The organism is Sphingobacterium cavernae (assembly GCF_008520265.1).
GTDB classification, from domain to species: domain Bacteria; phylum Bacteroidota; class Bacteroidia; order Sphingobacteriales; family Sphingobacteriaceae; genus Sphingobacterium; species Sphingobacterium cavernae.
Map to the genome: position 1 here is coordinate 1 of NZ_VIQM01000101.1, position 2,684 is coordinate 2,684.

A 2,684-nucleotide genomic window follows, 5' to 3' on the forward strand; every position below is an offset into this window, starting at 1 on the left:
TGGATATTTCGGATTGATTTGTGCCACCGTTTTCGGTCAAACAGTGCCAAAATTTTCGTTTCGATTTGTGCCAATCTGAAAAAAATAGGAATGTAAAACGGTTCGATTTATGCCATTGTTTAATAACTGTTTTTTCAAAAAAACCAGTTGTGTTTACAATTTCTTTCGTTTCGATTTGTGCCAATATTGCATTTGAAATTCTTAAGCGTATGATTTATTGATTGCGCTTTACGGTTCGATTTGTGCCACTTTTTGAGATCATTAATTTACCTTGTTGCTTTACAAATAATCAGCAGCATGGCCAATATACTTGATCCAATGGACTTAAAACAAATTATCACTTTACATTTGGACGGTTTAAGCAATCGTAAAGTAGCCACTTTATTAGGAATCTCTCGTAATACCGTCAACTCTTACCTTAGACTCTTTAAAGCCAGTGGATTACCATTGCCAACTCTTCTTGAACTGGATGAACGTGCGCTTTCTGATTTATTCTCTTCATTTACAACCGTAAATACTAATCGCCATAATGATTTAATGCTTTACTTGGATAAGATGAATAATGATTCCAATCATCCAGGCTTTACTTACCAATATCATTACCAACAATATGTCGAACAAATCAAAGATCCATATAGCTACACTCAATTTTTAGAACATTATCATCGGAAATATCCTACACAAAAGGGCTCCATGAAAATTGACCATATCGCTGGAGAAGAAATGTTTATCGACTTTGCCGGCAAGAAACTACAGATTATAGACAGGGCTACCGGTGAATTAATGGATGTAGAAGTATTTGTAGCTATACTTCCATGTAGCCATTACACCTATGTACAAGCTTGTTTAAGTCAGAAGAAAGAAGAACTCATATTATGCTGTATTAATGCCTTACATTTCTTTGGAGGTGTACCTAAAGCTATTATTTCTGATAACCTTAAATCGGCAGTTAGCAGAGCATCAAAATATGAACCAGAAATAAATCGAAGCTTTAAAGACTTTGCGCGTCATTATAATTGCGCAATCAATCCAACACGTCCATATGCACCGACTGAAAAGGCTTTAGTGGAAAATGCGGTTCATCTTACTTATCAGCGGATATACTACCCAATCCGTCAAATGACTTTCTTTTCGTTACAAGAGCTCAATTCACAGATTATGGTTCATTTAAAGAGATATAACGAACTGTTATTTAAGAGAAAAGACTCGAGCAGGATAGAACTTTTTCATCGAATGGAAAGACAATATCTCAAGCCTCTTCCAAATGATCCATATGAAATCAAAGATTATAAAAGAGCCAAAGTACAGAAAATGGGTTATGTTTATTTTTCACCTGATAAAAGTTATTATAGCGTACCCTACCGTTTTATTGGAAAAGAGACTTTAATTCACTTTACTAACACTAACGTTGAAGTATATTATAATTACCAACGAATTGCTTTTCATCAGCGAAACAATGCAAAAGGCAGCTATATCACTAACCCCGAGCACCTAAGCAGTACACACAAGTTCTATAGTGATTGGAACCCAGAATTCTTTAAAAGACAGGCTGAAAAGCATGGCGAGTACGTTTTAAGATGCGTTGAGAAAATATTGGTATCTCAGGATTATCCAGAAATAGGATATAAAAGATCCCTCGGAGTGATAAAATTACATCAATCTTATACTTCTGAAAGGTTAAATAATGCCTGTAAACGCGCCTGGGAAACTGAAGCATGTACTTATAATCATATAAAAAATATACTAAAGAATAATATGGATAAGTTCTCCGATACAGAAGAAGAGACTCTTACACACCATATTCCTCATCATGAAAACATTAGAGGGGCAGCTGCATATAATTAAACTCAAAATAATATAGCAATGAATAATCAAACAATTGAAAAGCTAAAAAGCATGCGCTTAGGTGCAATGGCAAGGTTACATCAGCAAAATATCGAGCTTAATAAGAGTATGGATATGACCTGTGATGAGTATTTAGCTATGCTCACGGACCACCAATGGGAAGAAAGAGAAAACAACAAAACTGAAAGGCTCATTAAACAAGCGTGCTTTAGACAGAAAGCCAATCTCGCGGATATTAAATACAATAGTGATAGAAACTTAGATAAAAATATGTTTGTCAGAATATCTACGCTAGACTTTATTTCACATAGACAAAATATCATAGTCGTCGGTGCTTCTGGAGTAGGAAAAAGTTATATTTCACAGGCTTTAGGGTATCAAGCATGCATCAATGGAATAAAAACAATGTACACTGTAACATCAAGACTTTTCAAGAAATTGAAGTTAGCTAAAGTGGATGGATCATACCTAAGAGAATTGGATAAAATAAATAAAATGGAATTGTTAATATTAGATGACTTCGGTTTACAAGCGATGGACAGGCAAGATCGAGAAACACTTATGGATATTATAGATGATCGTTACGACAAAAGGTCTACTATTATATCTTCTCAAATCCCTGTTTCCTCTTGGCATCAAGTTATTGGTGGAGAGGGAACGGTGGCTGATGCAATCCTAGACCGAATAGTAAATTCAGCCCACCGAATTGCTTTAGAAGGAAATTCTCTCCGTAAAGGAAAAATATAAGAGGTTTATAAGTTTTTTTTGATATAATTGCAGCATCTTAAAAGTGGCACAGTTTGACCGAAAACACTGGCACTATCCCTCCGAAATACCCA

At 35.1% G+C, this 2,684-nt stretch carries 3 protein-coding genes; 2 read left to right on the forward strand and 1 reads right to left on the reverse strand.

What is annotated here, in order from left to right:
- Positions 1-184, reverse strand: a 184-nt coding sequence (locus FLS47_RS18680; RefSeq protein WP_223225401.1) for a hypothetical protein, incomplete at its 3' end; no start/stop codon positions are given.
- Between the two features lie 113 nt (positions 185-297).
- On the opposite strand from FLS47_RS18680, the gene istA reads away from it, so the two are divergent.
- Together istA and istB are read left to right on the forward strand one after the other, a co-directional pair.
- Positions 298-1,845: an IS21 family transposase gene (istA, locus tag FLS47_RS16855; RefSeq protein WP_149915493.1), complete on the forward strand. Its 1,548-nt coding sequence runs from the start codon at positions 298-300 to the stop codon at positions 1,843-1,845.
- An 18-nt stretch (positions 1,846-1,863) separates the two neighbouring features.
- A complete protein-coding gene (istB, locus tag FLS47_RS16860; protein WP_149915494.1) occupies positions 1,864-2,592 on the forward strand; it encodes an IS21-like element helper ATPase IstB in 729 nt (242 codons plus the stop codon).
- The last annotated feature ends 92 nt before the right edge of the window (positions 2,593-2,684 follow it).